Raw genomic sequence first — 25450 nt, forward strand, 5'->3', positions numbered from 1 at the left:
CGAGGGGGCACCGGATGACGGCGCGGACGACGGACGAAGCGGAAGCGGGGGCGGAGGACGGCAGATCCGCCGCCGCCCGCAAGCGCGAACAGCACGGCTGGTACTTCTACGATTTCGCGTGCTCGGTCTATTCGACGAGTGTGCTCACGGTGTTCCTCGGCCCCTACCTGACGTCGGTGGCCAAGGCCGCGGCGGACGCCGAGGGCTACGTGCACCCGCTGGGCCTGCCGGTCCGGGCCGGGTCCTTCTTCGCGTACACGGTGTCGGTGTCGGTGATCGTCGCCGTACTGGTCATGCCGCTGGCCGGTGCGGTGGCCGACCGCGGCGGCTGCAAGAAGCCGCTGCTGGCGGCCGCGGCCTACACGGGCGCGGCGGCGACCACCGGGATGTTCTTCCTGAGCGGGGAGCGCTACCTGCTGGGCGGCCTGCTGCTGGTGGTCGCGAACGCCGCGCTGGCGGTGTCGATGGTGCTGTACAACGCCTACCTGCCGCAGATCGCCACGCCCGACGAGCGGGACACCGTCTCCTCGCGGGGCTGGGCGTTCGGGTACACCTCGGGCGCGTTCGTCCTGGTCCTGAACCTGGTGCTCTTCCAGGGCCACGACTCCTTCGGAGTGTCGCAGGGCACGGCGGTACGGATCTGCCTGGCCTCGGCGGGCCTGTGGTGGGGGGCCTTCGCGATCATCCCGCTCCGCCGGCTGCGCGACCGGTCGGTGGTGCGGGAGCCGGGGGCGGCCGCGCCGGTCAGCGGCTGGCGCCAGCTGGCCGCGACGCTGCGGGACATGCGCCGCTTCCCGCTGACGCTGTCGTTCCTGCTGGCGTACCTGATCTACAACGACGGCGTGCAGACCGTGATCTCGCAGGCCTCGGTCTACGGGTCCGAGGAGCTGGGGCTGGAGCAGTCGACGCTGATCGTGGCGGTGCTCCTCGTACAGGTCCTGGCGGTGGCGGGCGCGCTCGGGATGGGCCGGCTGGCACGCACCTACGGCGCCAAGCGCACGATCCTCGGTTCGCTGGCCGCGTGGGCGCTGACGCTGGCGGCCGGCTACTTCCTGCCGGCGCGGACCCCGGAGTGGTTCTTCGTACTGGCCTCGATGATCGGGCTGGTGCTGGGCGGCAGCCAGGCGCTGTCGCGTTCGCTGTTCTCGCACCTGGTACCGGCGGGCAAGGAGGCCGAGTACTTCTCCGCGTACGAGATGAGCGACCGCGGGCTGAGCTGGGTGGGGCCGCTGGTCTTCGGCCTGACGTACCAGGTCACGGGCAGCTACCGGACGGCGATCGTCTCGTTGGTGGTGTTCTTCGCACTGGGTTTCGTGCTGCTGGCCCGGGTGCCGGTGCGGCGTGCCGTGGAAGCGGCAGGCAATCCTGTTCCCGAACGGCTCTGAGGACGCCGGTTCCGGGAACGGATTCGGAACGAATTTCGACGTTGAAGCAAAGGGCCGGTAGTGTACGCCTTTGGCCTGCCAGGCGGACCGTTACTGCGCGCACAAGAGGGATAGGCGCTGGGTGACATCTGCTGCCAGATGTGACAAACCGGGCACTGGTGGGTACAACAAGGGGCGGCACGACGGGCGACGCGTGACCCGGAGCGGGAATCTATACCGCCGACCGGACGTTGACCGGATGACGACGACAGCGACACCTGTCCTGTGGGCGACAAGCCCGGGAGGCACGATTCATGAGTGAGCGAGCTCTCCGCGGTACGCGGCTCGTGGTTACCAGCTACGAGACGGACCGCGGCATCGATCTGGCCCCGCGCCAGGCGGTGGAGTACGCATGCCAGAACGGACATCGATTTGAGATGCCGTTCTCGGTTGAGGCAGAAATTCCGCCGGAGTGGGAGTGCAAGGCGTGCGGCGCCATGGCACTCCTGGTCGACGGGGACGGGCCCGAAGAGAAGAAGGGCAAGCCCGCGCGAACGCACTGGGACATGCTCATGGAGCGACGCACCCGCGAGGAACTCGAGGAAGTGCTGGCCGAGAGGCTGGCGGTCCTGCGTTCCGGCGCCATGAACATTGCCGTGCATCCGCGGGACAGCCGCAAGTCCGCCTGACACCCGGACTGAGAACGAAGCCGAGGGCCCCCGCCACTTCCCGTGGCGGGGGCCCTCGGCATGCTTTCCGTGTCCCGGCTGCCGGTGTCCCGGCTGCCTGTGTCCCGGCTGCCTGTGTCCCTGTTTGTCTCGCCTCAGGAGGCGAGCGGCGGCCGGTAGCCCGAGTCGGGGCCGGAGGCGCCCGGTCCCGGCTGGGGCCGGTCCTCGCGGACGACCTCGCCCTGCACCACCTTGCCGTCGGGCTGGTGGATACGGGCCTGCTGGTAGGCGGCGCCGAAGCCGCCGCCGGCCGCCGAGGTCATCGAGCGCTCCAGGGTGCGGGCGAACCGGCGCCCGGCCAGCGCCCGCACGGGCGGCAGCAGCAGGAGCAGGCCGACGGCGTCGGAGAGCAGGCCCGGCAGGATCAGGAGCAGGCCGGCCAGCATGATCAGGGCGTTGCCCTGGCCGGGCTGCCGCTCAGCGGGCGCCCTGCCCTGCTGGGCCTGCTGGAAGCTCGCCGTCAGGTTCCGGAAGGCCCGGCGGCCGGCCCGCTTGATGACCACGCCGCCCAGCAGCATCCCGCCCAGGATGAGCAGGGCCACGGTGAAGCCGCCGGCCGCGCCCGCGACCAGGCTGAGCAGCCAGATCTCCAGGATGAACCAGGCGGCGACCGCCAGGGGGAGGAAGGTACGGGCGGCCGAGCGCCGCCGGGGAGCAGTCGAGGTGCCGGTCGTCATGACCCCAGTGTGCCTGGGGTGGCGTAAAAGCGGCCTCAGTCGGAGGTACCGGACATCCCCTAAGGGGGACCCGGAGCGGTCGGGGGCGGGGAGCGCTACGCCTCGGGCCTGCCGGTGAGCCTGGCCGTACGCGCCTTGATGCCCCACTGGGTGACCCGCCACAGGGCCTCGACCACGATGTCCTTGCTCATCTTGCTGTCGCCGAACTCGCGCTCGACGAACGTGATGGGGACCTCCACCACCTTGAAGCCCTTGCGGACGGCCCGGCGGGCCAGGTCGACCTGGAAGCAGTAGCCCGCGGAGGCGACCTCCTCCAAGCCCAGCCCCTCCAGGGTCTCGCGGCGGAAGGCGCGGTAGCCGCCGGTCACGTCCCGGATGGGGACCCCGAGCATCAGCCGGGAGTAGGTGGAACCGCCCCGGGAGAGGATCTCGCGGCTCTTGGGCCAGTTGACGACGCGGCCGCCGGGTACCCAGCGGGAGCCGAGGACCAGGTCGGCGCCGGTGAGCGCGGTCAGCAGGCGGGGCAGCTCCTCGGGCCGGTGGGAGCCGTCGGCGTCCATCTCGACGATGACCCCGTAGCCGTGCTCCAGGCCCCAGGCGAAGCCCGCGAGGTAGGCGGCGCCGAGCCCTTCCTTGCCCTTGCGGTGCAGGACGTGGACGTGCGTGTCGGAGGCGGCCAGTTCGTCGGCGAGCTTGCCGGTGCCGTCGGGGCTGTTGTCGTCGGCGACGAGGACGTGCGCCTCGGGCACCGCGGCGCGGACGCGGCCGACGATCAGCCCGATGTTCTCCGCCTCGTTGTACGTGGGGATGATCACCAAGGTGGTGCCGAGGGGCCCGTAGGTCCGCTGTCCGCCGTCGCTCACTAGGTCCCCTTGCATGCTTCTCGTCCAGCCTGGCCTCGTCGTCCCGTCACAGCGGAACGATTTTAGAACAGGGATCGGGGCCAACGGTCCTTCGGGCCGGCCAGGCTCCCGCTGGCTGCGGGTGACCGTGGCCGTTGTCTACTGGACCGCCGGGCCCCGACCTGAGGCCACCCTCCCCCAACTGCCGCTGGGGGCGCCCGCACCGGCGAAACCTTCCCTCGCCCCCGAGGCGCGGGTGCGCTGGGCGGACGGATCCGTCCGGAAGGGACGTCCTGTGGTGGACCCGGCCGAACCTATCCGGGTCGGGCCGCCGGTACCGAACCGAGGCCCGCCGGATCACCCCTGTGGCCGTACGAATACCTCCCGGCCGCCCACGACCGTGGCCAGGCACACGGGGAGATCCGCACCGGGCGTCAGGTCAGGCAGACCGGGGGTGCCGGAACGCGGATCCGTGGACCAGCGGGCGACCCGGTCGTCCGGTGCCTGCACCACGAGTTCCTCCGTGCGCCAGACGGCGTAGTCGGCGGGAGCGCCGGGGACGAGGGTGCCGGCGTCGTCCCGGCCCAGCGCCCGCCACCCGCCGCGGGTGTGCGCGGCGAAGGCGGCCCGTACGGAGATGCGGTGCTCGGGGGTCCGGTGGAAGGCGGCCGCGCGGACGGTGCCCCAGGGGTCGAGGGGGGTGACGGGCGCGTCCGAGCCGAAGGCGAGCGGCACGCCGGCCTTGAGGAGGGCCGCGAAGGGGTTGAGGGTCCTGGCCCGGTCGGCGCCGAGCCGGTCGGCGTACATGCCCTCCTCGCCGCCCCACGCAGCGTCGAAGGCCGGCTGCACGGACGCGGTGAGGCCGAGCTCCGCGAAGGCGGCGATGGTGGCCGGGGTCATCATCTCGGCGTGCTCGACGCGGTGGCGGGCGGCGCGGATCCGGGCGAGGCCGACCTTTTCGGCGGCCGCCCGGACACCTTCTACGACGGCGGCGAGCGCGGCGTCGCCGATGGCGTGGAACCCGGCCTGGAGGCCCGCCCCGGTGCAGGCGGAGACGTGCGCGGCGACGTCCGCGGCGTCGAGGTAGCCGGTGCCGGTGTGGGCGGCGTCGGCGTACGGGGCGTGCAGGCAGGCGGTGTGCGAGCCGAGGGCTCCGTCCACGAACAGGTCGCCGGCGGCGCCGGCCGCGCCGAGTTCCACGGCGCGGTCGATGTCGCGGTCGGCCCAGTAGCCGAAGACCCGCGGGCCCCGGTGGTGGGCGGCGAGGTCGAGCAGGGAGGTGAAGTCCTCGGGGGAGGAGATCTCGGGGCCGCCGCACTCGTGGACGGAGCCGATGCCCAGGGAGGCGGCGCGGTCCAGGGCGGCGCGCTGCGCCTCGGCGCGCTGGGCCGGGGTGACGGCGTCGAGCGCGGCCCGGCGGACGGCGTGGTGGGCGTCGCGGGTCAGCGGCTCGTCGCCGCGGGCGTGGACGCCGGGGACGAGGTCCAGCAGGGCGGTGGTGACGACGGCGGAGTGCACGTCGACGCGGCTCAGGTAGAGCGGGCGGCCGCCGGCGGCCTCGTCCAGCTCAGCGCGGCGCGGGGCGCGGCGCTCGGGCCAGCGCGCGGCGTCCCAGCCGTGGCCGAGGAGCACCCGGTCGGCGGGGCGGCGGGCGGCGTAGGCCCGGACGAGGGCGAGGGCCTCGGGGAGCGAGCGGGCCGCGGAGAGGTCCAGGCCGGTCAGGGCGAGGCCGGTGGAGGTGGTGTGGACGTGCGCGTCGGTGAAGGCGGGGGTGACGAGCGCCCCGTCGAGGTGGACGACCTCGTCCACGCCCTGTGCGAAGGCGTCGGCGGCGCCTTCGGAGCCGACCCAGGCGACGTGCCCCCGCTCGATGACCATCGCAGTGGCGAAGGGGTCGGCGGGGCTGTGCACCTCGCCGCCGCGGAGCAGGACGGTGCGGTGGGTTCCGGCGGCGGTGGCGGAGGCGGTGCGGTCAGTCATGCCCCCAGTTTCGCTGGTCGCCCGCCCCGGGCCGGACGCGCCCCCTCGGGGGCGCCCCCGGCGCCGAGCGGTGCGAGGGGCGCGGCGGGAGGTCACACGCGGGGCGGGCGGGCTTCGTAGGGGGTGGAGAGGACCACGGTCGTACGCGTGGCGACGTGTGCCAGGGCGCGCAGGCGGCCCAGCAGGTCCTCGAGTTCCAGGGGCGTGGCCACGCGCACCTTGAGGATGTAGTTCTCGTCGCCCGCGACGCTGTGGCACGCCTCGATCTCCGGGACCCCCGCCAGCCGCTCGGCGATGTCGTCGGGGGCACTGGGGTCGAACGGTTTGACCGAGATGAATGCCGTCAGCGGCAGCCCGACGGCCTCGGGGTCGACGACGGCGGCGTAGCCGCGGATGACTCCGCGCTGCTCCAGGCGGCGTACTCGCTGATGGACTGCCGACGTGGACAGTCCGGTGGCCTTGCCCAGATCCGTGTAACTCATCCGCCCGTCCCGCACGAGCAGATCCACGATCTGGCGGTCCAGCTCCTCCATTGCGCTCATAGCCGCTCAACCTATTGCCCAGGACCGCTCCAGGCACAGCGGTGTCCACGGGGAAACGGCACCTGCGCCGGGCATGTGACCAAGGCCACAGGGGTATGGATGCGTACGCCCGGCTCTCGTGGTTACTCGTGCCGCGCGACGGGAAGTGCTTGCTGTGGCCGTGGCCGAAGAAATCTGCCCGCCCGGCCCACCCAAGGGGGAGTACATCCATGCTGAACACCAACCGTGCCGGTCGCATGAGCGAAGCCGCGTATGCCGAGTACGCGCAGGACGCGGACGACGGGGAGTACCTCGAAGAGGCCGACGGTTTCGAGATCCACCACGCGGTCTGCCCCGACTGCGGGCAGTCGATCGCCCTCGTCGCGGACGAGGAGTACCTGCCGCAGCACGCGCTCTGCCTGACCCCGTGGAACCCGTTCGGGCTCACGGTGTGCGCGGGCACGGGCCGTCCGGCCTCGGAGGCGTTGGCGACCGTGGGCGCGTTCCAGCCGGAGGCGCAGGAGCTGGACCCGGTGGTCATGCTCACGCTGCCGCAGGGGCTGGACTGGCGGACGCAGCCCTTCTCGCACGTCGGCGGTCCGGGCTCGCGTCCGGTACGGATGACGGCGACGGTGCTGCCGCCGCAGATGCGTCAGCACGCGCAGGCCGCCTGACCGGCCGGGCCGGGGCCCTACCAGTACGTTCCCTGCACCATGGCGGCGAGAGCGGCGTGGTGCAGGATGAGGCCGTCGGGGTCGGCCGGGACCTCGACCTCGCCGAAGTGCGCCTGCCGGTAGGCGATGCGGAGCATGACGATGCCGTGCCGCAGGGCGGCGTACAGGGTGTGGAACTCCATGTGGCGCGGGACGTGCCCGGTGAGTTCCGCGTAGCGGCGTTCGAGGTCGTCGCGGCGCAGGAAGTCGGGCAGGCCCGGCTGGCCGAAGCCGACGGTCAGGTCCTGGAAGAAGCGGTGGAGGTAGACGGTCCAGCCGAGGTCCACCTCGCGCGGGGCGTACGCCGCCATCTCCCAGTCGAGCACCGCCACCGGTTCGAAGCCGTCGGGCTGGTAGATCACGTTGCCGATGCGCGCGTCACCCCAGTTCAGGACGGGCTCGCCCTCGTCGGCGGGCCAGAGCTCCTCCAGTCGGTCGAAGGCCCGTTCCAGCAGGGGTGAGGGGGCCAGGCCGTCCACCACCCAGGCGTAGTAGGCGCGTTGGGCCTCGACGTGCCGGCGCAGCGGGGTTCCCGTTCCGGCCGGGAGGAGGAACTGCGCCTCGTGGGACGGGAACTGGTCGTGGAGGCGGGCCAGGAGGGAGACGCTCGCCTCCTGGAGGGCAGCGCGTTCGGCGTCGGTGGCGGAGTGCAGCCAGTTGCCCTCGTAGGTGTAGGGCATGACGTCGGGCGGGACCCGGCCTTCGGCGCGGTCCATGACGAAGAAGGGCGCGCCGAGCGGTTGCGGGTCCTCCTCCAGCCAGCGCACGCGGGGTACCGGCAGGTCGGTGTGTTCGGCGACCAGCCGCATCACGCGGTACTGGCGGGCCATGTCGTAGGTGGGGAAGACGGTGTAGGCGGCCGGGTCGGCGGCGAGGCGCAGGGCGCAGGCACGGTCGGCGGCGTCCGGGTGCTCGATGTCGAAGAGGAGGGTCTCGCTGGACATGCCGTTGGAGCCGGGTACGGAGGTGTTGGTGACCTTGGCGCCGGGGATGCGGCTGTCGAGCCAGGCGGTCAGGCGGCGGCCGAGTTCCTCGGGCTCGCGGGTGGAGGTGCGGGGGCGCGGTGCCGTTGCCATGGAGTCCCTCCTGCTGTTTCGGGTGGCTTTCGGCTCGGGTGGCCTTCGGTTCGGGCCGGCTGTTACGGCGCGACGGAGGCGTAGTCGGTGAAGCCGCTGGGGTCGTGGCGGCCGAAGCTGCCGTGCTCGAAGATGCCGTGGCCGGTGCGGCCGTCGAGAGTGAAGCGGGCGGAGTGGTCGGTGACGCCGAAGGCGGCCATGGGGTGGGCGGCCGGGTCCGAGAGGTCGTAGACGCGGCGGTCGGTCCAGCCGCGGCCCTGCCAGGTGCCGTGCTGCCAGTCGGAGGCGGGCGGGTAGCCGGCGCCGACGGCGAGGGGGGAGGAGTTGAGGATCTCCACGCCCAGTTCGAGGGGTTTGCGCGCGGGGTCGGTGAGGTGGACGACGGCGCTCTCGGGGTGGCGGCTGCCGGGGCGGTAGCGGATGTCGGTGTGCGGCCAGCCCAGTTGCCCGTCTGCGAGGCCACTGCCGTCGGGGAAGACCTGGACGGCTTCGCTGAGGGTCCGGTGGCCGTCCGCGTCCTCCTGGGTGATGACCATGAGGAAGCGGTCCTCGAAGCGAACGGGTATCCAGAGCCAGTGGAAGCCCTCGGGGCGGTACTCGTCGGCGCCGCGGCCGCCGTCCTCGCCGGGGACGGGCCGCACGCCCCAGCTGCGGTCCCGGGTGCCGGTCCAGGCACCGGGGGTGGGGGTGAGCTCCTCGCCGTCGGCGCGGATGGTGCCGGTGACGTTGCCGGCCTGGACGAAGCGGCGGCCCTCCAGCACGAGGCGGTCACCGCGCCGCTGGATGTGGTGCGGTTCCCAGACGGCGGGGAACTCGGCGGTCCAGGTGATGTCGTAGGAAAGGCCCCGAGGGTCGGCGGGGTCGGCGTCGCAGTGGAGGGTGATCCGCCTGAGGGGTTCGTCGACGGTGATGCGGAGGGGGCCGACGGAGAGGTTCATGCGGTCGTCGGTGAGGGCGTCGGAGGCGCGGACGGCGAGGAGTTCGTCGCCGAGGCGCAAGGTGGCGTAGGCGTCGATGACGCCGGCGTTGGGGTAGACGCCGAGCCCGAGGATGAGGACGGCGCGGCCGGCGTGGTCGAAGACGTGGAAGATGCAGCGGTCATAGGCGTTGCGGTCGCCGCTGACGAGGTGCTTCATCGACAGCGGTGCCTGGTGGATGGGGTACTCGTCCAGGGCGACGGGCCGGTCGGCGGGCATGGCGAACCTCCTGCGTACGGGCGGGCTCCGCGGGCGGATATGACGGTACGTCAGAAGCCGTGACGGGGACCACCCTTTGTGGCACACCGTGACAACCCGAGAACCCGAGCCACCTGCCGGGCCGGGGGCGCCGCGCCGGTGCGCTTCGGTGGGCCGGGGACGACGGTGGCGGTGCCGGTAGCGGTGGCAGACGCGGATCACCGCGGTCGAGCCCGAGGCGGAAAACGGCCCGGCCTGCACGGCTTGGGCGTACCCCGGGCGGAGGCGGACCGGGTCACGCTGCCGCACCCGAGGAGGGGCGTCCGGGCAGGCCTTGGCCCCTGTTCCGCCGCAGGCGGCGCGTGAGCCAGTGCGCACCGGATACCGCTGGGCCTACCTCGGCGGCGGTCGGCGGAGGCACTCGGCAACCAGCGCCCCTGCAGCCGAGGCCCGCCACAAGGGGGCCGTCGGTACGCGCACCCGCGCAGCGTGCTGACTCGGGCGCCCCCCGACCGGTGAACCGCGGCTACCGCCGGGGGCCCGTCGCCGGCAGCGGCCGGGCGGCCGCCGGCACCGCTCCCGCCCCTCGGTCCCGCCCGGGCGGAGCTGGGGGCGCTCCCCCCAGCGGTAGCCGGGTGGGCGGATCCGGGTCCGGTGGCGGCCGGGCGGGCGCCGGCACCGCTGCTACCCCTCGCCCCCGGGCGGCAGCAGCACTACGGGCCCCCGGGCCGGTGCGCACAGGGCGTCGACGCCGGTAGCGGCGGGCCGGGCCCCGGAGTCCTTTGTCGGCGCTCGGTCCGCCCGGGCGGAGTTGGGGGGCGCCCCCAGCGGTAGCCGGGTGGGCGGAGGCGGATCCGGATCCGGTGGCGGCCGGGCGGGCGCCGGCACCGCTGCTACCCCTCGCCCCCCGGGCGGCAGCAGCACCACGGGCCCCGGAGTCCTTTGTCGGCGCTCGGTCCGCCCGGGCGGAGCTGGGGGCGCTCCCCCCAGCGGTAGCCGGGTGGGCGGAGGCGGATCCGGATCCGGTGGCGGCCGGGCGGGCGCCGGCACCGCTGCTACCCCTCGTCCCCCGGGCGGCAGCAGCACCGCGGGCCCCCGGGCCGGCCGGAGAAGCCGCTCCCCGGGCGGGTGCGCACAGGGCGTCGACGCCGATGGCGGCGGGGGCCTTTGTCGCCGCTCGGTCCGGGCGGGCGGACCTGGGGGAGGCGCTCCCCCAGGCGGTAGCCGGGTGGGTGGAGGTGCCCGGTGGCGGCCGGCTGTCGCCCCTCCGTCCGCGCCGGCGGAGCCGGGGGCCGCTCCCCCCAGCGGTAGCCGGGCGGGGGTCGCGGAGTCGCGTTCGCACAGGGTGGACCCGGTGGCGGCCGGGCCGGGGGGCCGCCGTCGCCCCTCGGCCCCCGGCGGGTGGGCACAGGGCGTCGATGCCGGTGGCGGCGGGCCGGACCGGGGCCTTTGTCGCCGCTCGGTCCGCCCGGGCGGAGCTGAGGGCGCTCCCCCAGCGGTAGCCGGGTGGGTGGAGGCGGGTCCGGATCCAGTGGCGGCCGGGCCGGGGCGGGGGGCCGCGTCGTGTTCGGGCCCCCCGGGCGGAGCCGGGGTCCGGGGGCGGGTGGAGCCGGGGGTGGGGCCCGGCTCCGGGGCGGGTCAGCGGGATTCGGGGCCCGCCAGGTGGCGGGCGATGACCATGCGCTGGATCTGGTTGGTGCCCTCGACGATCTGGAGGACCTTCGCCTCGCGCATCAGCCGCTCCACCGGGAAGTCCGCGGTGTACCCGTAGCCGCCGAGCACCTGGACCGCGTCCGTCGTCACCGCCATCGCCGCGTCGGTGCAGAACAGCTTGGCCATCGCCGCCTGGCGGGAGAACGGCTTGCCGGCGTCCCGCAGCCGCGCCGCCGCCAGGTACAGGGCCCGGCCCGCCTCGATCTTCGTCGCCATGTCGGCCAGCATGAACCGCAGCCCCTGGAAGTCCGCGATGGGGTGCCCGAACTGCTTGCGGTCCAGCGCGTACGCGAGCGCCTCGTCCAGGGCCGCCTGCGCGACACCGATCGCGCAGGCGGCGATGCCAAGCCGGCCCGCGTCCAGCGCGGCGAGCGCGATGGTGAAGCCCTGGCCCTCCTCGCCGATCCGCCGCGAGTCGGGCACCCGGACCCCGTCGAAATGCAGCTGGGCCGTGGGCGAGCCCTTGAGGCCCATCTTCTTCTCCGGGACCGCCGCCGTCAGGCCCTCGGCGTCACCGGGAACCAGGAAGGCGGTGATCCCCTTGGGGCCCTCGACGCCGGTCCGGGCGAGCACGGTGTAGAAGTCCGCGACCCCGCCGTGGGTGATCCACGCCTTGGTGCCGGTGATCACCCAGCCGTCGCCGTCGCGCACCGCCTTGGTTCTCAGGGAGGCCGCGTCCGAGCCGGCGGCCGGCTCCGAGAGGCAGTACGCGCCGAGCAGGCCGCCGCCCAGCATCGCGGGCAGGTGGGCCGACTGCTGCTCCTTGGTGCCGTACCCGGCCAGGCCGTGGCAGGCCAGGGAGTGCACGCTGACGCCGAGGCCGACGGTCAGCCGGGCCGCCGCGAGCTCTTCCAGCACCTGGAGGTAGACCTCGTACGGCTGCTCGCCGCCGCCGAACTCACCGTCGTAGGGGAGGCCGAGCAGCCCCGATTCCGACAGCAGGGCGAAGACCTCGCGGGGGAAACGGCCGGCGTCCTCCTCCTCGGCGGCCCGGGGGCGGATCTCCCGCTGCGCGATCTCTCGTACGAGCGCGAGCAGATCGCGGGACTCTTCGGTGGGCAGCTGACGTTCCACCGGCTGCGGGGCGCGGTCGTTCATGGCGGCGCTCTCCTCCCTCATCGGGCACGGCGACGGCGCGTGAGGTGTGGGACGCGCCGCCGGGTCTCGGTGCTCTCACAGCCGATACTGCCCTCCCGGATCACGGAAGGGCCTGTTCAGCGGCTGCGGCGGCTTGAGTATGCCCGATCAGGGGCTTCCCGTCACCGGTCGTTGATCACCAAGATCCCCGGCCGCGCCGGAGGTCTCCTCAAGTACGGGTGGAGCCGGGCACTCCGGCACAAATTCCTCGATCACCGTCAAAGTGGCACGTAGTTGTCGCACCAGCAGCGCCGCCAGTCCGGCGCGGCCGGGCAGGCCCACGACGTCCTGCGCCGCGAGAGCGCCGATCCATTCCAGGGTGGTCCCCTCGACCCCGGAGAGCCAGCCGACGAGGGCCAGGCGGGCGACCGGCGGGACGGCCCGGCGCCCGTACGCCCCCTCGGCGATGGTGGCCACCAGTTCCTCGCGCACCGCATCGCGAATGGCCAGCACTTCGGCGTCCGACCCGACGCCGCCCGTGACGATGGTGCGGTACGCGGCCTGGTGGTGTTCGGCGTAGTGGAGGTAGCCGTCGATGGTCCGGCGGGCGCGCTCGGCGCCGGTCAGTTCGGTGTCCGCGCCGGCGCGGGCGACGAGTTCGGCCACCGAGTCCTCGACGATGGCGAGGTAGTAGCCGCGCTTGCTCTTGAAGTAGTAGTAGATCAACCCCTTGGCGACGCCCGCCTGTTTGGCGATGTCGTCCATGGACAGCGCGTCGTACGAGGTGTCGGCGAACAACTTGCGCCCGATGGCTATGAGTTCGGCCCTGCGGACCTGCGAACGGCCGGTCGCTCCGGGCTGTCGGCCGCGCCCCTGGCCCTGTCCCTGACCGCGCTGTTGACTATTGTTCAAATTCGGCCCCAGCCTCGAACTCCCACAGGACGCCCGCAGTATGGCAGACCTGTCTCTTGCACTTCCCCTGCGCACGGACGACGTACGGGAGGCACTTCCATGAGCTCGAACGACAGGCCCGAGGGCCGGGTCGACTGGCGCAAGACGGCGGCCGTGGCGCTGCCCGCGGTCCTCGCCATCGGGGTGATGGCGACGGTCATGGCCCAGGGCGCGCTGGCCGCGTCCTTCGCCGTATCGGGGACCGGCTTCCAGGTTTCCTCCTCCAAGTTGAGCAGCAAGGGCCTCGCCTCCTACGTCCAGACGGACCGGTCGGCGGACGGCAAGGGGCACCCGGTGGCGCTGCTCGGGATCGGGGAGGCGACACTGTCCGACATCTGCCAGGCCGCCCGGGTGGAGACCCCGCTGGGCACGGTGGTCTTCAAGCTGACCGCCGGCGGGCAGGCCGGGCAGGTGACCGCCAGCAACCTCGTCATCGACGGCGAGGACCTCGACGGTGACGCGACCTTCGGCACGGCCCGGATCGGCCGGGACCCCTCCACCCTCGACCAGGTCGACGGGGTCAGGGGCGAGCCGGGCAAGTTCGGGCTCCAGGCGGGGAACATCGAGGTGCTGGACGTGAAGTCGCACGCCTGGTCCGCCACGGGCGGCAACTTCCGGCTCAAGGGCATGCGGCTGAACGTCAGCCTGGACGGCGAGCAGTGCTTCTAGCCAAGGGGCTGCCGCTGCCCGGCCCCCGGCGGCGGCTGCGGGCCTGGCGCCGGACCCGGCCGTTCTGGGGCGGGCTGCTGGTGCTGCTGGGCGGGACCGAACTGCTGCTGGTCCCGCTCTCTCCGCTGACGGTGCTGGTCAGCCTCGGTCTGGGCGGGGTCGCGGCGATCGGGATCGGGGCGGCGCTGGTCGTGGCGGCCCTGTTCCTGTGGTTCCTGCCCCGGACGAGGGCGTACGTGTCCGTTCACGCCCTGCTGCTGTCGGTGCTGTCCTTCGTGGCGACCAACCTCGGGGGCTTCCTGGTGGGGATGCTGCTCGGCGTCGCGGGCAGCGCGCCGGCCTTCGGCTGGACCCCGCGTCCGGAAGGGGGCGGCGATCGGGGTGGCGCGGCCCGCCTGGGGCGCGGCGCTCCGCGGGTCCTGGCCGCCGCACTGCCGGTGGCGCTGCCGGCGTCGCTGACGACCGGGGCGACGGCAACGCCCGCCAGGGCGGCGGCGCCGGTGACCGTGGCCAGGACTTCCCCGACGGTGACCACCTCGCTCTTCGCGCCCCAGGGCATCGCCCTCGCCGGGGTCACCGAGGTGGCACGGCCGACGGGCCCCGCAAGGTGCTGGTGCTGAGGATGACGGCCGCCTCGCTCAGCGACTACCGGCTGCGGACTCGGGACGGCCGGGACGAGTACGGGCTGGCCGCTTCGTCGCTGGAGCTGCGCGGCAACGTGACCTGTACCCGACCAGGTTCAGCGGGTGCATCGAGGGGCTGCTGTGCGTCACGTTCAGCCCCGAGGGCATGCCCGCTCCCCCCGGTCATCCCCCCGTTCGTCTTCATGACGCGGGTCAGCGCCGAGCAGGCGCTGGTCACCTCGGACGTGATCGTCACGGACGGGCTGCGGCTGGAGGCGTCGTGAGCCCGGTGGGCCGGCGCGGGACGGTCAGAGCCAGCCGACCTGGGTGACGAACATGGCTACCACGACCACGAGCGTCCAGCCGAGGACGTGTTCCAGCCAGGCGGTGTCCCCGTCGGGGCCGCCGGTGCGGGCGCGGCGGCGCACGCGGGCGGCGAGGTCGGGGGCTGCGGCGGTGAGGGCGGAGGCGCGTGCGGTCATGCCGTCCAATGTGGCAGCCTTCGCGGCTTTCGCGGTAGAGACGAACATCACGGGTGGCGCACCTCACGCCCGCCCCCGTCACCGGCCCCGGTGACGCCCCCACCCGTCACGCCCCACGCGTCACGCCCGCCGCGGGAAGCGGCGGGCGTGAACGGGATAGACGGACGGGACGGAACGGATACGGATGTCGTCCGGGCCGGCCGTCGCGGTCAAGCGCGGCGCATGCGTCCGGCGCCGCGGCGTTCCCGGCCGGCCATGGCGGCCATCGCCAGTGCCAGCAGGGTTCCGACGACGCCCGCTATGACGTTGCTGACCACCGAGCGGGTCGTGTCCACGTTGCCCGCGATGGCCCACGGGGCGATGATCGTCCAGACGGCGATGCCGACGGCGGTCCACGCCATGGCGTGGGTGCGCTCGTACGCGGTTCCCAGACCGCCCATGCACAGGCAGTAGGCCAGGCCCGCGATGAGGTTGTTGACGGCCAGCGCGCTCAGCACGCTGAATCCGGCGATCCACGGCGACGCCGCGATGTAGAGGCCCGTGATGAGGGCCAGTGCCTCCACTGCCTGAGCGCGGGGTGTGCTGGTGACCTGCTCGAACCGCGTGCGCATCTCGGCGAGGTCGGGGTGGTGTTCGATGCTTGAGTGCGTGGTCATGTCGGACTGCCTCCTGTTGAAGCTGCTCCTACACCCCCCTCTGCCCTTTATGTCCCACTTACAACCCATCCGGTGGCAATAAATCGGCGAGTGCACCGGCAGGTGCGCCGGACGTCAGATCACACCGACCGAGTGCAGGGCGGCGAGTTGTGCGACGCCCGGACGGGCGGGGACGTAGAGGTAGCAGATCCCGCCCGTCGCCTGGACCTCCTTGCCCGCGGCGTTGCGGCGCCGGGTGCGCAGCCAGACGTTCTCCCACTCGGTGCGCCGGTAGACCCGGCGTACGGCGGCGTCGTCCGCCGAGTTGGGGTCGTTGGCGATCACGTCCCCGGCCCCGGTGAAGCCGACGACGGTCATGATGTGGCCGGAGGTGCCGTATCCGGCCCCGGTGAGCTCCTCGGACAGGAAGGACTGCGAGGTGATGACCGGGATCCCGGCGCGGATCAGGGTTTCCAGGTCCGTGAGGGAGGCCAGCCGGGTCACCACCGCGGCCATGTCCCGGTAGGTGGAGGCGTAGGCGGCGTTGAAGGGCCAGTTGCCGCAGCCCTTGTAGGCGGAGTCGTACGTGGAGCGGGCGGCGTGGCAGACCTGCGGGTCGGAGTAGGAGGGGTCCACCCATGCCAGGTCCCCGGCGGTGGGCTTCCGGCCCCAGAACTCGATGGTCATCTGGGAGGACGTGGGGCTGCACCAGGCTTCGCCGCCGTTGTCGTACTGGGGGTACCGGCCGATGTGGATCTCCTGCGAGTAGCGCGGGACCTTGAGCTCGTGGGCCGTACCGGACGGCTTCGAAGGGGGCACGGTGAACCGGTCCGGGACGTCCGAGGCCATGGCTCCGGCCAGCCATACGGTGGGCCCCGTGGCGGCACCCGGCTTGCGGTGGAGGGTCAGGCGCAACTGCCAGTCCCGCAGCCGCAGGCCACTCGTCTTCGCGGGGGTGTCGACGGCCAGGGTGTCGGTCCAGACGGTGGTGCGGCCGTCGGTCTGGCCGTCGAGCGACGTGCGGCGGATGTCGCCCTCGCCGGAGGCCCAGCGGCCCATCACGTACCAAGGGGTGGCCGTGCCGTCGCTGTAGGTGCCGCGCAGCTCGCACTGGATCCAGGTACCGGCGGGAGTGCGGGCGTTCCAGGAGGCGACGGCCTCGGTGGCGGGGACGGCGGAGCGGTGTACGGGGGAGGTCCAGGTGGCGTAGTCCCAGGCGGCCGTCCTGCCGGTGTGCGGGTCGGTGTAGTCGGTGCGGCCCGCCGGCGTCGCGATTTCCAGGCCTGGGCGGGTACCGGCGACGGCCTTGGTGCCGCGGTGGGTGCCGGCCTGCCAGTGGGAGTACGAGTACCAGAACCGGTTGTCGATCGTCGGCGCGGTGGCGCTGCGCCGGGGCACTGGCGGGGCGGCGGCCGAGGCCTTCCCACCGGGGACGGTGGCCACGGCGGCGGCCGCGAGCGCTGCGGCGAGCAGGGCCCTGCGCGGGGTGGGTGCGGTCATGGTGGTGGCCCCCCTGGGGTCGGCACGGCGGGATCGGCTGTCCCACCCTCCCAGTTCCCACGCGCGGGGTGACGGAAGCCGCGGACCCGTGTCGGACGCCCACGAAGCCCGGGCCCGCCGAGCCCCAGCCGCCGGCCGCGGGGGGGGTGGGGCCGGCGGGCGGCGGCTGGGGGCGGCATAGGGTGAGGGGGTGGAGGAGCCCGAGCAGTCGTCGCCGTCCCCCCGACGGGCCCTGGGTCCGCTCGCGCGGGAGCTCGCCGCGCTGCCGCCCTCCCTCGGCCCGGTCCGGCTGATCGGCGTCGACGGGCACGCCGGATCCGGCAAGAGCACCTTCGCGCAGCACCTCGCCGAGGCCCTGGGCGGCGCCCCCGTGCTGCACCTGGACGACGTCGCCACGCACGAGGAGCTGTTCGACTGGTTCGGTCGGCTCAGCGCCCAGGTCCTGGAGCCGCTCGCGGCCGGCCGGCCCGCCCACTGGGCCCCGTACGACTGGGTACTGCGCCGGTTCGGCCCGCGGCGAGTGCTGGAGCCGGTCCCGGTGCTGATCGTCGAGGGGGTCGGGGCGGGCCGGCGGATGCTGCGCCCGTGGCTGGCGCGGCTGCTGTGGATGGAGACGCCGCGCGAGGTGTCCTGGGTGCGCGGGCGAAGCCGGGACGGGCGTGAACTTCACGGTTTCTGGGACGAATGGGAGCGCGCCGAGCTCGCGCACTTCTCGGACGACCCTTCGCGCCCCTTCGCCGACACCCTGGTGCGCCAGAGCGGTACGGGATACGAGTGGACTTCCGGGGCTCCTGGGACCGTGCGGACCCCGGCTTCGGTCACCGAACGTCACGGACTCCCCCGGGCCTGAGAGCCGCCCCCGCCGGCCCGCCGCCGGGGGTCCCCCGCGCCGCTTGACCCCGCCCCCGCGACGGCCTTACGTTCTGAATGCGCGGTCCCCAAGGACCGCAGCGGACGCGAAGCCCCCGATTGTTCCCCCGTGATCGGGGGCTTCGTTCTGTCCGGGCACGGCCCGCGGGCGGTCGGGCGCGACCACGATGCCCTCCACTTCCCTCACCCTGAGTCACCGCGAGGGTCCGGGAGGGACTCCCGACCCGCGGCCGCCGCACCCTGGGTCAGGAGCGTCACCGCAGGTAGGATGCAGCCCTGATTTCATCGGCATGGTGGACAACTCACGGGATCTCCCCGCGGGTTGCCGCGCACCACGGGGGCAGGCTTGTGGGGGATGTGATGGACTTCGGCATGCCGGGCAGCACCCACGCCCCGGCCGAACTCGCCTGGCTGCGCGGGGTCGACGCCTGCACCATGGGCGCCTATCCGCAGGCCGAGGAGGAGTTCCGCACGGCGGTGCGGCTCGATCCCGCGATGGCCGACGCGTGGCTGGGCCTGCACGCGCTCAGGGCGGACACCACCAACGCGCTGTTACGCATGTACGCGCACCGGGACCGCTTCGGCGAGCAGCGCGCCCGGCACCGCAGGACGCTGAACTCCTGGTATTGGCTGGGCTGGTGGGTGCAGCCGGTGCTGGAGAGCCGACGTGACCTGCTGCTCGCCCACGCCTCGCACTGGCTGGACGGCCGCCACGTGCCCGAGCTGGACCAGGCGCTGGCCGCTCTGCCCCCGGTCGACACCGATCCGCAGGTCCGCTTCCTGCACGCCTGCCGCGCCTACCTGGTCAAGGACTGGGAGCAGCTGGTGCGCCACACCGAGCCGCTGGTGGACGATCCGCAACTGGGCATCGAGGCACGTCTGTTCGGCGGGATGGCCCGGGTCCGGCTGGAGATGTACGGGCAGGCGGAACCGATGCTCGCGGCAGCGCTGATGCGCTGCCGCAGCGAGCAGCCGCAGCGCAAGGAGCTGCGGTACTGGCTGGCGCGGGCCCACGAGGGGACGGGCCGCAGCGCCGCCGCGCTCCCGCTGTACCGGGCGGTGCACAGGGTGGATCCGGCCTTCATGGACACCGCCGCCCGCCTGACGGCGATCGCCGACAGCAGCGACCCCGACGACATGGCGGGTTACGCCGCCTACGGGCACTCCGGCGAGGGCTTCGCCGGGCACGGGCCGGCCCCGGCGGGCGGGGACCTGGCGGCGGTGGCCCTCGGCGGCGGGGGTGGCGCCCCCGCGCAGGACACCGCCGCGGACGGCCAGGCGGAGCCCGACCCGCTGCTCCCCGACCCGTCGGAGCCCCGGTTCGGGCCGCCGGGCGGGGGCCGGCCCGAGGGCATGCGCCACCGGGCGGCCTTACCGGCCCAGGGCGCCCCTGTGGGGGTTCCCGCGGGGCCCGCCGATCCGCGGGCGCTGGCGCAGGCGCTCGCGGAGCTGGAGCGGATGGTGGGGCTGGAGCCCGTCAAGCGTCAGGTGAAGGCCCTCTCGGCGCAGCTGCACATGTCCAGGCTGCGGGCGGGCCAGGGGCTCCCGGTGCAGCCGCCCAAGCGGCACTTCGTCTTCTCGGGACCCTCCGGTACGGGCAAGACCACGGTGGCCCGGATCCTGGGCCGGGTCTTCTACGCGCTCGGCCTGCTGGGCGGCGATCACCTGGTGGAGGCCCAGCGGGCCGATCTGGTGGGCGAGTTCCTGGGGCAGACGGCCGTGAAGGCGAACGAGCTGATCGATTCGGCGATCGGCGGGGTGCTGTTCGTGGACGAGGCGTACAGCCTGTCGAACTCCGGTTACAGCAAGGGCGACGCGTACGGCGACGAGGCGTTACAGGTGCTGCTCAAGCGGGCGGAGGACAACCGCGACCACCTCGTGGTCATCCTCGCGGGCTACCCGGCCGGGATGGATCGGCTGCTGAGCACCAACCCGGGGCTCTCCTCGCGGTTCACGACCCGGGTGGACTTCCCGAGTTACCGGCCCCTCGAACTGACCGCGATCGGCGAGGTGCTGGCGGACGGCAACGGCGACCGCTGGGACGAGGAGGCGCTGGAGGAGCTGCGCAGCATCAGTGGGCACGTGGTCGAGCAGGGCTGGATCGACGAGCTGGGCAACGGCCGGTTCCTGCGCACGCTCTACGAGAAGAGCTGCGCCTACCGGGACCTGCGCCTGGCCGGCTTCGCCGGTGACCCCTCCCGGGACGACCTGTCGACGCTGCGGCTGGCGGACCTGATGCAGGCGTACGGCGAGGTCCTCTCCGGCCGGGGCCCCCAAGAACGCCCGGAACCCCCGCCGTTGTAGCGACACCGCCGCCGGATCCGGTCCACGGCACACGTTCGCCCGAGGCGGATGACCTGCCTGCATGGTGAGGGAGGGGGCCGGGCGCACCGGCACGGATCCGGACGGTGGGGGCCGGGAGTCCACCCGCTCGTGGGTCGAGGGGCAACTGTCCGAGGGCGAGTACCTGGAACGAGCGGTACGGCTGCGCGACGGTTGGACGTCGCAGATGCGCCGGCCGGACCTGCGCGGGCCGGACGGCCCGCGCTCACTGGTCCTGCGGTGCTTCGTCAAGCCCTTCTTCGTCCGGCACGCGCGGGGCCTGCTGACCCGTGAGGCGGCCGTCCTGCGCCTGCTCGGCGGCAGCGGTGTGCCCGCGGCCACCCTCGTGGCGGTGGACGCGACGGCGCAGCACTGCGACCACCCGTCCCTGCTGATGACCCTGCTGCCGGGGGCCGTACGCCTGGGTGATCAGGCCGTCGGCGGGACCCTGGCCGAAGACCCCGCCGAGCACCTCTACCGGCGGCTGCTGGACGCCCTGGGCTCGCCCCCGACGCCGAGAAGGTGGCCGTGCCCTGGCGGGAGCTGGGCCGGACCGACCTGGCCGCCGGGGTTGTGCCCCGGCGGCTCGAGGGGTACGTCCGGGCCCTGTTCGACCGCTACGCCTGAGCGGGGGGGGCTCAGCCCGCCATGGCGTCCTCCGGGGCGGGAGCCCGGCGGACCGCCGGCGGCGTGCGGTGGGCGGGGTCGCGGACCTCGCCGACCAGCATCTCCAGGACGTCCTCCATGGCGACCAGGCCCAGTACCCGGCCGCCCGGGCCGGCGACCTGCGCCAGGTGGGTGGCGTCGCGGCGCATGACGGTCAGCGCGTCGTCCAGCGGCAGGGTGGAGGACAGGGTCGTCATCCGGCGCCAGACCCTCTGGGGTACGGCCCGCTCCCGCTCCTCCAGGTCCAGTACGTCCTTCACGTGCAGGTAGCCCATGAAGGCGCCGTTGCCGGAGCGTACGGGGAAGCGCGAGTAGCCCGTCCGCACGGTCAGTTGTTCGATCTGCCGTGGCGTGACGTCGGGGCCGACGGTGACGAGCCGGTCCCGGGCGAGGAGGACGTCGGTGACGGGCCGGGTGCCCAGTTCCAGGGCGTCCTCCAGACGCTCCTGTTCGACCGGCTCCAGGAGCCCGGCCTGCCGGGAGTCCTTGAGGAGCCGGCCGAGCTGGGCGCTGGTGTACACGGCTTCGACCTCGTCCTTGGGCTCGACCTTGAAGAGCCGAAGGACGGAGGTGGCGCAGGCGCCGAGCGCGGTGGTGACCGGCCCGCACAGGCGGGCGAAGGCGACCAGGCCGGGGCTGAACCACAGGGCGGTCTTCTCGGGGGCGGCCATGGCCAGGTTCTTCGGCACCATCTCGCCGATGACCAGGTGGAGGAAGACCACGGCGGCGAGCGCGACGGCGTAGCCGAGCGGGTGGACCAGGCCCTCCGGGACGTGGACGGCGTGGAAGAGGGGCTCCAGCAGCCGGGCCACGGTGGGTTCGGCGACCGCGCCGAGCGTCAGCGAGCACAGGGTGATGCCGAACTGCGCGGCGGCCATCATGCGGGGCAGGTTCTCCAGGCCGTGCAGCACCTGGCGGGCCCGCTTGGAGCCGGCCGCGAGGGGTTCGATCTGGCTGCGGCGTACGGAGACCAGGGCGAACTCGGCTCCGACGAAGAATCCGTTGGCCAGGACGAGCAGCAGGGCGAAGAGCAGTTGGAGCGCGATCACCGGCCGACCGCCTCGAGTTCGGCGGGAGCGGTGAGCGGGGCGGTGCGCACGAGCCGGACCCGTTCGGCCCGGTAGCGGCGGACCTGGCGGACGGACAGCTTCCAGCCGGGGAGTTCGGCGCGGTCCCCGGGGGCGGGGATCCGGCCGAGCAGGTCGGCGACGAGACCGGCGACGGTCTCGTACGGGCCTTCGGGTACCTCCAGGCCTATCCGGCGCAGGGTGTGCACGCGGCAGCTTCCGTCGGCCTCCCAGGACGGGCGGCCGTCCTCGGCGGGCACGGCTGCCAGCTCGGGGCTGTCGTCCTCCGCGAGGTCGTGCTCGTCGCGGACCTCGCCGACGAGTTCTTCCACGATGTCCTCCAGGGTGACGACACCGGCGGTGCCGCCGTACTCGTCGACGACGACGGCCATCGGCTGTTCGCTGCGCAGCCGCTCCAGCAGCGGCTGTACCGGCAGGGAGCCGGGCACCAGCAGCGGGGCGACGCAGATACGGGTCACGGTGGTGCGGGCGCGTTCCGCCTCGGGTACGGCGAGGGCGTCCTTGAGGTGGACGACGCCGGTGATCTCGTCGATGCGCTCGCGGTAGACGGGGAAACGGGACAGGCCGGTGGCCCGGGTCAGGTTGAGCACGTCGGCCGCCGTGGCGGTGTGCTGGAGGGCGCTGACCTTCACCCGGGGCGTCATCACGTGTTGGGCCGTGAGCCCGCCCAGGGACAGGGTCCGTACGAACAGGTCGGCGGTGTCCTGCTCCAGGGCGCCGGCCTGGGCCGAATGGCGGACCAGGGAGACGAGCTCGCCGGGGGTGCGGGCGGACGCCATCTCCTCGGCCGGCTCCACGCCGAGCGCCCGTACGAGACGGTTCGCCACGGCGTTCAGTGCCGCGATGACCGGTCGGAAGGCGCGGGAGAAGGACTGCTGCGGTCCGGCGACGAACCGGGCCACCTGGAGCGGCCGGGAGACCGCCCAGTTCTTCGGCACGAGTTCGCCGACGACCATCTGGACGGCGGAGGCGAGCAGCATCCCGATGACGACGGCGACGCCGGAGACGGCTCCCGGGGGCAGGCCGGTCGCGCCGAGCGGCCTCGACAGCAGAGCCGCGAGGGCCGGTTCGGCGAGCATGCCGACGACCAGGGAGGTGATGGTGATGCCGAGCTGGGTGCCGGAGAGCTGGAAGGACAGCTCGCGCAGGGCGCTGACGACCGTGCGGGCACGGCGGTCACCGTCGGCGGCGGCGCGTTCCGCCTCGGGGCGTTCCACGGTGACGAGGCCGAACTCGGCCGCCACGAAGAAGCCGTTGGCGAGGATCAGGGCGAATGCCGCCACGAGAAGGAGTAGCGGGATGGTCATGCCGCCGCCTCCACGGGGAGGGCGGCGCGGGTACTACCGGACGATCCGTCCATTGCTGGAGGGAGTCACTCCTCAAGTCGCAGTTGCCCACGGGCCACGGGGTCCGGGGCCGGTGGGAGGGCGCACGGCTGCGCCCCGCCACCAGGGTAGTCATTGGGATCGCCGCCGCAATGGGACGCAGCGGTGATGCCCGGGCTCAGTGGTCCTTCGTGCCGGTTCCGTGGCTTTCGGCGAGGGCGCGCAGGGCGCGCGCGTCGCTGATGGCCCGGGCCTTGGCGATGCCGGGCTGGATGCCGAGGACGGGCAGGCTGGTGCCGTCGCTCAGGTCCAGGAAGACCCAGGGGTCGCCCGGACGGAGGTTCACCCGCAGGATCTGCGCCCACTCCAGGCGGCGGGTGCGGGTGAGGTTGACGACGGTGACCCCGGCTTCGTCCGCGGACACCTTGGGGCGGCTGAGCAGGACGAGGACGGAGCTGAGCAGGAGCGCGGTGAAGACGAAGCTGATCCGCTCCCCGGGGTGCAGGTCCAGGAGCAGGGCGATCGCCGTGATGGTGACGAAGATGGCGAGGCCGGCGCCCAGCAGGACGGCCCGCGTGCGGGTCGGCCGGAAGGTGACCGGCAGGGCGGGCGGTTCGGGCTGGGCGGCGGCGTCGGCCATGGTGTGCGCTCGGTTCTGCGAGGTGCCGGCAGTGACGAGAGGGGTGTCAGTGACGGGTGGGGTATCAGAGACGGCAGGCGTGGATCGAGGTGGTGAGGATGGCGCGCGCGCCGAGCTCGTACAGGTCGTCCATGATCCGCTGGGCTTCCTTGGCGGGAACCATGGCGCGGACCGCGACCCAGCCCTCGTTGTGCAGCGGGGAGACGGTCGGCGACTCCAGGCCGGGGGTGAGGGCGACCGCGCGCTCCAGGTGCTCGGCGCGGCAGTCGTAGTCCATCATCACGTAGCTGCGGGCCACCAGGACGCCCTGGAGGCGGCGCAGGAACTGCTGGGCCTGCGGGTCGTCCGGGTCGGTTCCGTTGCCGCGGATGACGACGGCCTCGGAGGTGAGGATGGGCTCGCCGATGACTTCGAGGCCGGCGTTGCGCAGGCTGGTGCCGGTCTCCACGACGTCCGCGATGATCTGGGCGACGCCGAGCTGGATGGCGGTCTCGACCGCGCCGTCGAGGTGGACGACGGAGGCGTCGATGCCCTTGTCGGCGAGGTGCTTGGCGACGATCCCCTCGTACGAGGTCGCGATCGTCATCCCGGCGAAGTCCTCGGGGCCCTTCGCAGTGCCGGGCAGGGTGGCGTAGCGGAAGGTGGACCGGCCGAAGTTCAGCGGCAGGATCTCCTCGGCGCTGGCGCCGGAGTCGAGCAGCAGGTCCCGGCCGGTGATGCCGATGTCGAGCTTGCCGGAGGACACGTAGATCGCGATGTCCTTGGGGCGGAGGTAGAAGAACTCGACCTCGTTCTCGGGGTCGACGACCACGAGCTCCTTGGACTCCTTGCGCATCCGGTAGCCGGCCTCATGGAGCATCGCCGACGCCGGTCCGGAGAGTGAACCCTTGTTGGGGACGGCGATGCGCAGCATGGGGGCTTCCTCGGGTGCGTAGGTTCGTAGGTGCGAAAAGAGTGGTGCGGGCGGGGGGCCCGCGGGCAGGGCTCCGGCCTAGAGGTGCGCGTAGACGTCGTCGAGGGAGATCCCGCGCGCGACCATCATCACCTGGACGTGGTAGAGCAGCTGGGAGATCTCCTCGGCGGCGGCTTCCTTGCCCTCGTACTCGGCGGCCATCCAGACCTCGGCGGCCTCCTCGACGACCTTCTTGCCGATGGCATGGACGCCCTTGCCGACGAGCTCGGCGGTGCGGGAGGAGCTGGGGTCGCCGTTGGCGGCCTTGAGCTGGAGCTCGGTGAAGAGCTCTTCGAAGCTCTTGGAGGGTTTGTTCGCCATGATGGTCCTCAGAATAAGGGGTCCCCCGCCGCCACTCAGCGCCAGGGTTCGCTGACGGTCCGCAGGGTCATGGCGGTGGAGACGGCGGCGGTGACCGCTTCGTGTCCCTTGTCCTCGTTCGACCCCTCAAGCCCGGCGCGGTCCAGCGCCTGCTCGTCGTTGTCGCAGGTCAGGACGCCGAAGCCGACGGGGACTCCGGTGTCGATCGATACCTGTACCAGGCCTTGGGTGACGCCCTGGCAGACGTAGTCGAAGTGCGGGGTGCCGCCGCGGATGACCACACCGAGGGCGACGATGGCATCGTAGCCGCGACCGGCCAGTACCTTCGCCACGACCGGCAGCTCGAAGCTGCCGGGGACGCGCAGCAGGGTGGGTTCGTCGATGCCCAGCTCGTGCAGGGCCCGCAGGGCGCCGTCGACCAGCCCGTCCATGACCTTCTCGTGCCACTGGGCCGCGATCACGGCGACCCGCAGGTCGCCGCAGTTCTTCACGCTCAGTTCGGGTGCGCCCTTGCCGCTCACAGCTCTGCTCCTCGTTGTT

25 protein-coding genes and 1 pseudogene are annotated in these 25450 nt (G+C 73.1%); 9 read left to right on the forward strand and 17 right to left on the reverse strand.

Going from position 1 to position 25450, the window contains the following annotated elements:
- Nucleotides 1–14: 14 nt before the first annotated feature.
- Both IE207_RS27810 and IE207_RS27815 read left to right on the forward strand, forming a co-directional pair.
- On the forward strand, nucleotides 15–1385 hold the full coding sequence (locus IE207_RS27810; RefSeq protein WP_190187070.1) for an MFS transporter: 1371 nt from the start codon (nucleotides 15–17) through the stop codon (nucleotides 1383–1385).
- 293 nt (nucleotides 1386–1678) lie between these two features.
- Complete coding sequence (locus IE207_RS27815) at nucleotides 1679–2053, forward strand: RNA polymerase-binding protein RbpA (protein WP_007262928.1); 375 nt, start codon at nucleotides 1679–1681, stop codon at nucleotides 2051–2053.
- Nucleotides 2054–2187: 134 nt separating this feature from the next.
- On the opposite strand, the gene fxsA is transcribed toward IE207_RS27815, so the two are convergent.
- The 4 genes from fxsA to IE207_RS27835 all read right to left on the reverse strand — a co-directional run bounded on the left by fxsA (nucleotide 2188) and on the right by IE207_RS27835 (nucleotide 6124).
- Nucleotides 2188–2769 (reverse strand): FxsA family membrane protein, encoded by a 582-nt coding sequence (gene fxsA / locus IE207_RS27820; protein WP_190187071.1) that lies wholly within the window; start codon nucleotides 2767–2769, stop codon nucleotides 2188–2190.
- Between the two features lie 95 nt (nucleotides 2770–2864).
- On the reverse strand, nucleotides 2865–3632 hold the full coding sequence (locus tag IE207_RS27825) for a polyprenol monophosphomannose synthase (RefSeq protein WP_190187072.1): 768 nt from the start codon (nucleotides 3630–3632) through the stop codon (nucleotides 2865–2867).
- A gap of 336 nt (nucleotides 3633–3968) precedes the next feature.
- Nucleotides 3969–5591, reverse strand: coding sequence for an amidohydrolase (locus IE207_RS27830; RefSeq protein WP_190187073.1), 1623 nt, complete (start codon nucleotides 5589–5591; stop codon nucleotides 3969–3971).
- Nucleotides 5592–5683: 92 nt separating this feature from the next.
- A complete protein-coding gene (locus IE207_RS27835; RefSeq protein WP_168713945.1) occupies nucleotides 5684–6124 on the reverse strand; it encodes an Lrp/AsnC family transcriptional regulator in 441 nt (146 codons plus the stop codon).
- Nucleotides 6125–6342: 218 nt separating this feature from the next.
- On the opposite strand from IE207_RS27835, the gene IE207_RS27840 reads away from it, so the two are divergent.
- Nucleotides 6343–6786, forward strand: a complete 444-nt coding sequence (locus IE207_RS27840; protein WP_190187074.1) for a hypothetical protein — start codon at nucleotides 6343–6345, stop codon at nucleotides 6784–6786.
- A 17-nt stretch (nucleotides 6787–6803) separates the two neighbouring features.
- On the opposite strand, the gene IE207_RS27845 is transcribed toward IE207_RS27840, so the two are convergent.
- From IE207_RS27845 to IE207_RS27860, 4 genes are all read right to left on the reverse strand, one after another.
- Nucleotides 6804–7901 carry a phosphotransferase family protein gene (locus tag IE207_RS27845; protein ID WP_190187075.1) on the reverse strand — a complete coding sequence of 366 codons (1098 nt, stop codon included), beginning with the start codon at nucleotides 7899–7901 and terminating at the stop codon, nucleotides 6804–6806.
- A gap of 62 nt (nucleotides 7902–7963) precedes the next feature.
- Nucleotides 7964–9097, reverse strand: a complete 1134-nt coding sequence (locus tag IE207_RS27850; protein WP_190187076.1) for an Rv3169 family protein — start codon at nucleotides 9095–9097, stop codon at nucleotides 7964–7966.
- A 1617-nt stretch (nucleotides 9098–10714) separates the two neighbouring features.
- Nucleotides 10715–11887 (reverse strand): acyl-CoA dehydrogenase family protein, encoded by a 1173-nt coding sequence (locus tag IE207_RS27855; RefSeq protein WP_190187077.1) that lies wholly within the window; start codon nucleotides 11885–11887, stop codon nucleotides 10715–10717.
- A gap of 147 nt (nucleotides 11888–12034) precedes the next feature.
- The gene (locus IE207_RS27860; RefSeq protein ID WP_190187078.1) at nucleotides 12035–12778 is read right to left on the reverse strand and encodes a TetR/AcrR family transcriptional regulator; all 744 of its coding nucleotides are present in this window, start codon (nucleotides 12776–12778) and stop codon (nucleotides 12035–12037) included.
- Nucleotides 12779–12877: 99 nt separating this feature from the next.
- On the opposite strand from IE207_RS27860, the gene IE207_RS27865 reads away from it, so the two are divergent.
- The 3 genes from IE207_RS27865 to IE207_RS33470 are packed head-to-tail and all read left to right on the forward strand — an operon-like array spanning nucleotide 12878 to nucleotide 14393.
- A complete protein-coding gene (locus IE207_RS27865) occupies nucleotides 12878–13486 on the forward strand; it encodes a DUF6230 family protein (RefSeq protein ID WP_190187079.1) in 609 nt (202 codons plus the stop codon).
- Nucleotides 13477–14106 carry a DUF6114 domain-containing protein gene (locus IE207_RS27870; RefSeq protein WP_229874068.1) on the forward strand — a complete coding sequence of 210 codons (630 nt, stop codon included), beginning with the start codon at nucleotides 13477–13479 and terminating at the stop codon, nucleotides 14104–14106. The genes IE207_RS27865 and IE207_RS27870 overlap by 10 nt, the downstream gene beginning before the upstream one ends.
- On the forward strand, nucleotides 14100–14393 hold the full coding sequence (locus IE207_RS33470) for a hypothetical protein (protein ID WP_229874070.1): 294 nt from the start codon (nucleotides 14100–14102) through the stop codon (nucleotides 14391–14393). Before IE207_RS27870 ends, IE207_RS33470 begins: the two co-directional genes overlap by 7 nt.
- A 24-nt stretch (nucleotides 14394–14417) precedes the next feature.
- Here IE207_RS33470 and IE207_RS27875 read toward each other — a convergent pair whose 3' ends face one another.
- From IE207_RS27875 to IE207_RS27885, 3 genes are all read right to left on the reverse strand, one after another.
- Nucleotides 14418–14591: an SCO1431 family membrane protein gene (locus IE207_RS27875; protein WP_229874072.1), complete on the reverse strand. Its 174-nt coding sequence runs from the start codon at nucleotides 14589–14591 to the stop codon at nucleotides 14418–14420.
- 209 nt (nucleotides 14592–14800) lie between these two features.
- Nucleotides 14801–15247 carry an SPW repeat protein gene (locus tag IE207_RS27880; protein ID WP_190187081.1) on the reverse strand — a complete coding sequence of 149 codons (447 nt, stop codon included), beginning with the start codon at nucleotides 15245–15247 and terminating at the stop codon, nucleotides 14801–14803.
- 114 nt (nucleotides 15248–15361) lie between these two features.
- Entirely contained in the window at nucleotides 15362–16726 is a 1365-nt protein-coding gene (locus tag IE207_RS27885) for a C39 family peptidase (protein WP_190187082.1), read from the reverse strand.
- Nucleotides 16727–16958: 232 nt separating this feature from the next.
- Between IE207_RS27885 and IE207_RS27890 the strand changes: the two genes are divergently transcribed.
- The 3 genes and pseudogenes from IE207_RS27890 (at nucleotide 16959) to IE207_RS27900 (ending at nucleotide 20545) form a co-directional block, all read left to right on the forward strand.
- Nucleotides 16959–17576, forward strand: a complete 618-nt coding sequence (locus tag IE207_RS27890) for a uridine kinase family protein (protein ID WP_190187152.1) — start codon at nucleotides 16959–16961, stop codon at nucleotides 17574–17576.
- Nucleotides 17577–17956: 380 nt separating this feature from the next.
- Nucleotides 17957–19900: an AAA family ATPase gene (locus IE207_RS27895; protein WP_190187083.1), complete on the forward strand. Its 1944-nt coding sequence runs from the start codon at nucleotides 17957–17959 to the stop codon at nucleotides 19898–19900.
- A 61-nt stretch (nucleotides 19901–19961) separates the two neighbouring features.
- A pseudogene (locus tag IE207_RS27900) lies at nucleotides 19962–20545 on the forward strand (phosphotransferase).
- A gap of 11 nt (nucleotides 20546–20556) precedes the next feature.
- Here the strand turns inward: IE207_RS27900 and IE207_RS27905 are convergent.
- The 6 genes from IE207_RS27905 to ribH all read right to left on the reverse strand — a co-directional run bounded on the left by IE207_RS27905 (nucleotide 20557) and on the right by ribH (nucleotide 25431).
- Nucleotides 20557–21633, reverse strand: coding sequence for a hemolysin family protein (locus IE207_RS27905; protein ID WP_190187084.1), 1077 nt, complete (start codon nucleotides 21631–21633; stop codon nucleotides 20557–20559).
- Nucleotides 21630–22979 carry a hemolysin family protein gene (locus IE207_RS27910; protein ID WP_190187085.1) on the reverse strand — a complete coding sequence of 450 codons (1350 nt, stop codon included), beginning with the start codon at nucleotides 22977–22979 and terminating at the stop codon, nucleotides 21630–21632. The genes IE207_RS27905 and IE207_RS27910 overlap by 4 nt, the downstream gene beginning before the upstream one ends.
- A 196-nt stretch (nucleotides 22980–23175) precedes the next feature.
- Entirely contained in the window at nucleotides 23176–23637 is a 462-nt protein-coding gene (locus tag IE207_RS27915; RefSeq protein ID WP_190187086.1) for a PH domain-containing protein, read from the reverse strand.
- 64 nt (nucleotides 23638–23701) lie between these two features.
- Nucleotides 23702–24550: an ATP phosphoribosyltransferase gene (hisG, locus tag IE207_RS27920; protein WP_190187087.1), complete on the reverse strand. Its 849-nt coding sequence runs from the start codon at nucleotides 24548–24550 to the stop codon at nucleotides 23702–23704.
- 78 nt (nucleotides 24551–24628) lie between these two features.
- Nucleotides 24629–24910: a phosphoribosyl-ATP diphosphatase gene (locus tag IE207_RS27925; RefSeq protein ID WP_190187088.1), complete on the reverse strand. Its 282-nt coding sequence runs from the start codon at nucleotides 24908–24910 to the stop codon at nucleotides 24629–24631.
- Nucleotides 24911–24945: 35 nt separating this feature from the next.
- Complete coding sequence (gene ribH / locus IE207_RS27930; RefSeq protein WP_007262951.1) at nucleotides 24946–25431, reverse strand: 6,7-dimethyl-8-ribityllumazine synthase; 486 nt, start codon at nucleotides 25429–25431, stop codon at nucleotides 24946–24948.
- Nucleotides 25432–25450 lie beyond the last annotated feature (19 nt).

The organism is Streptomyces cirratus (assembly GCF_014650775.1).
Taxonomy (GTDB): domain Bacteria; phylum Actinomycetota; class Actinomycetes; order Streptomycetales; family Streptomycetaceae; genus Streptomyces; species Streptomyces cirratus.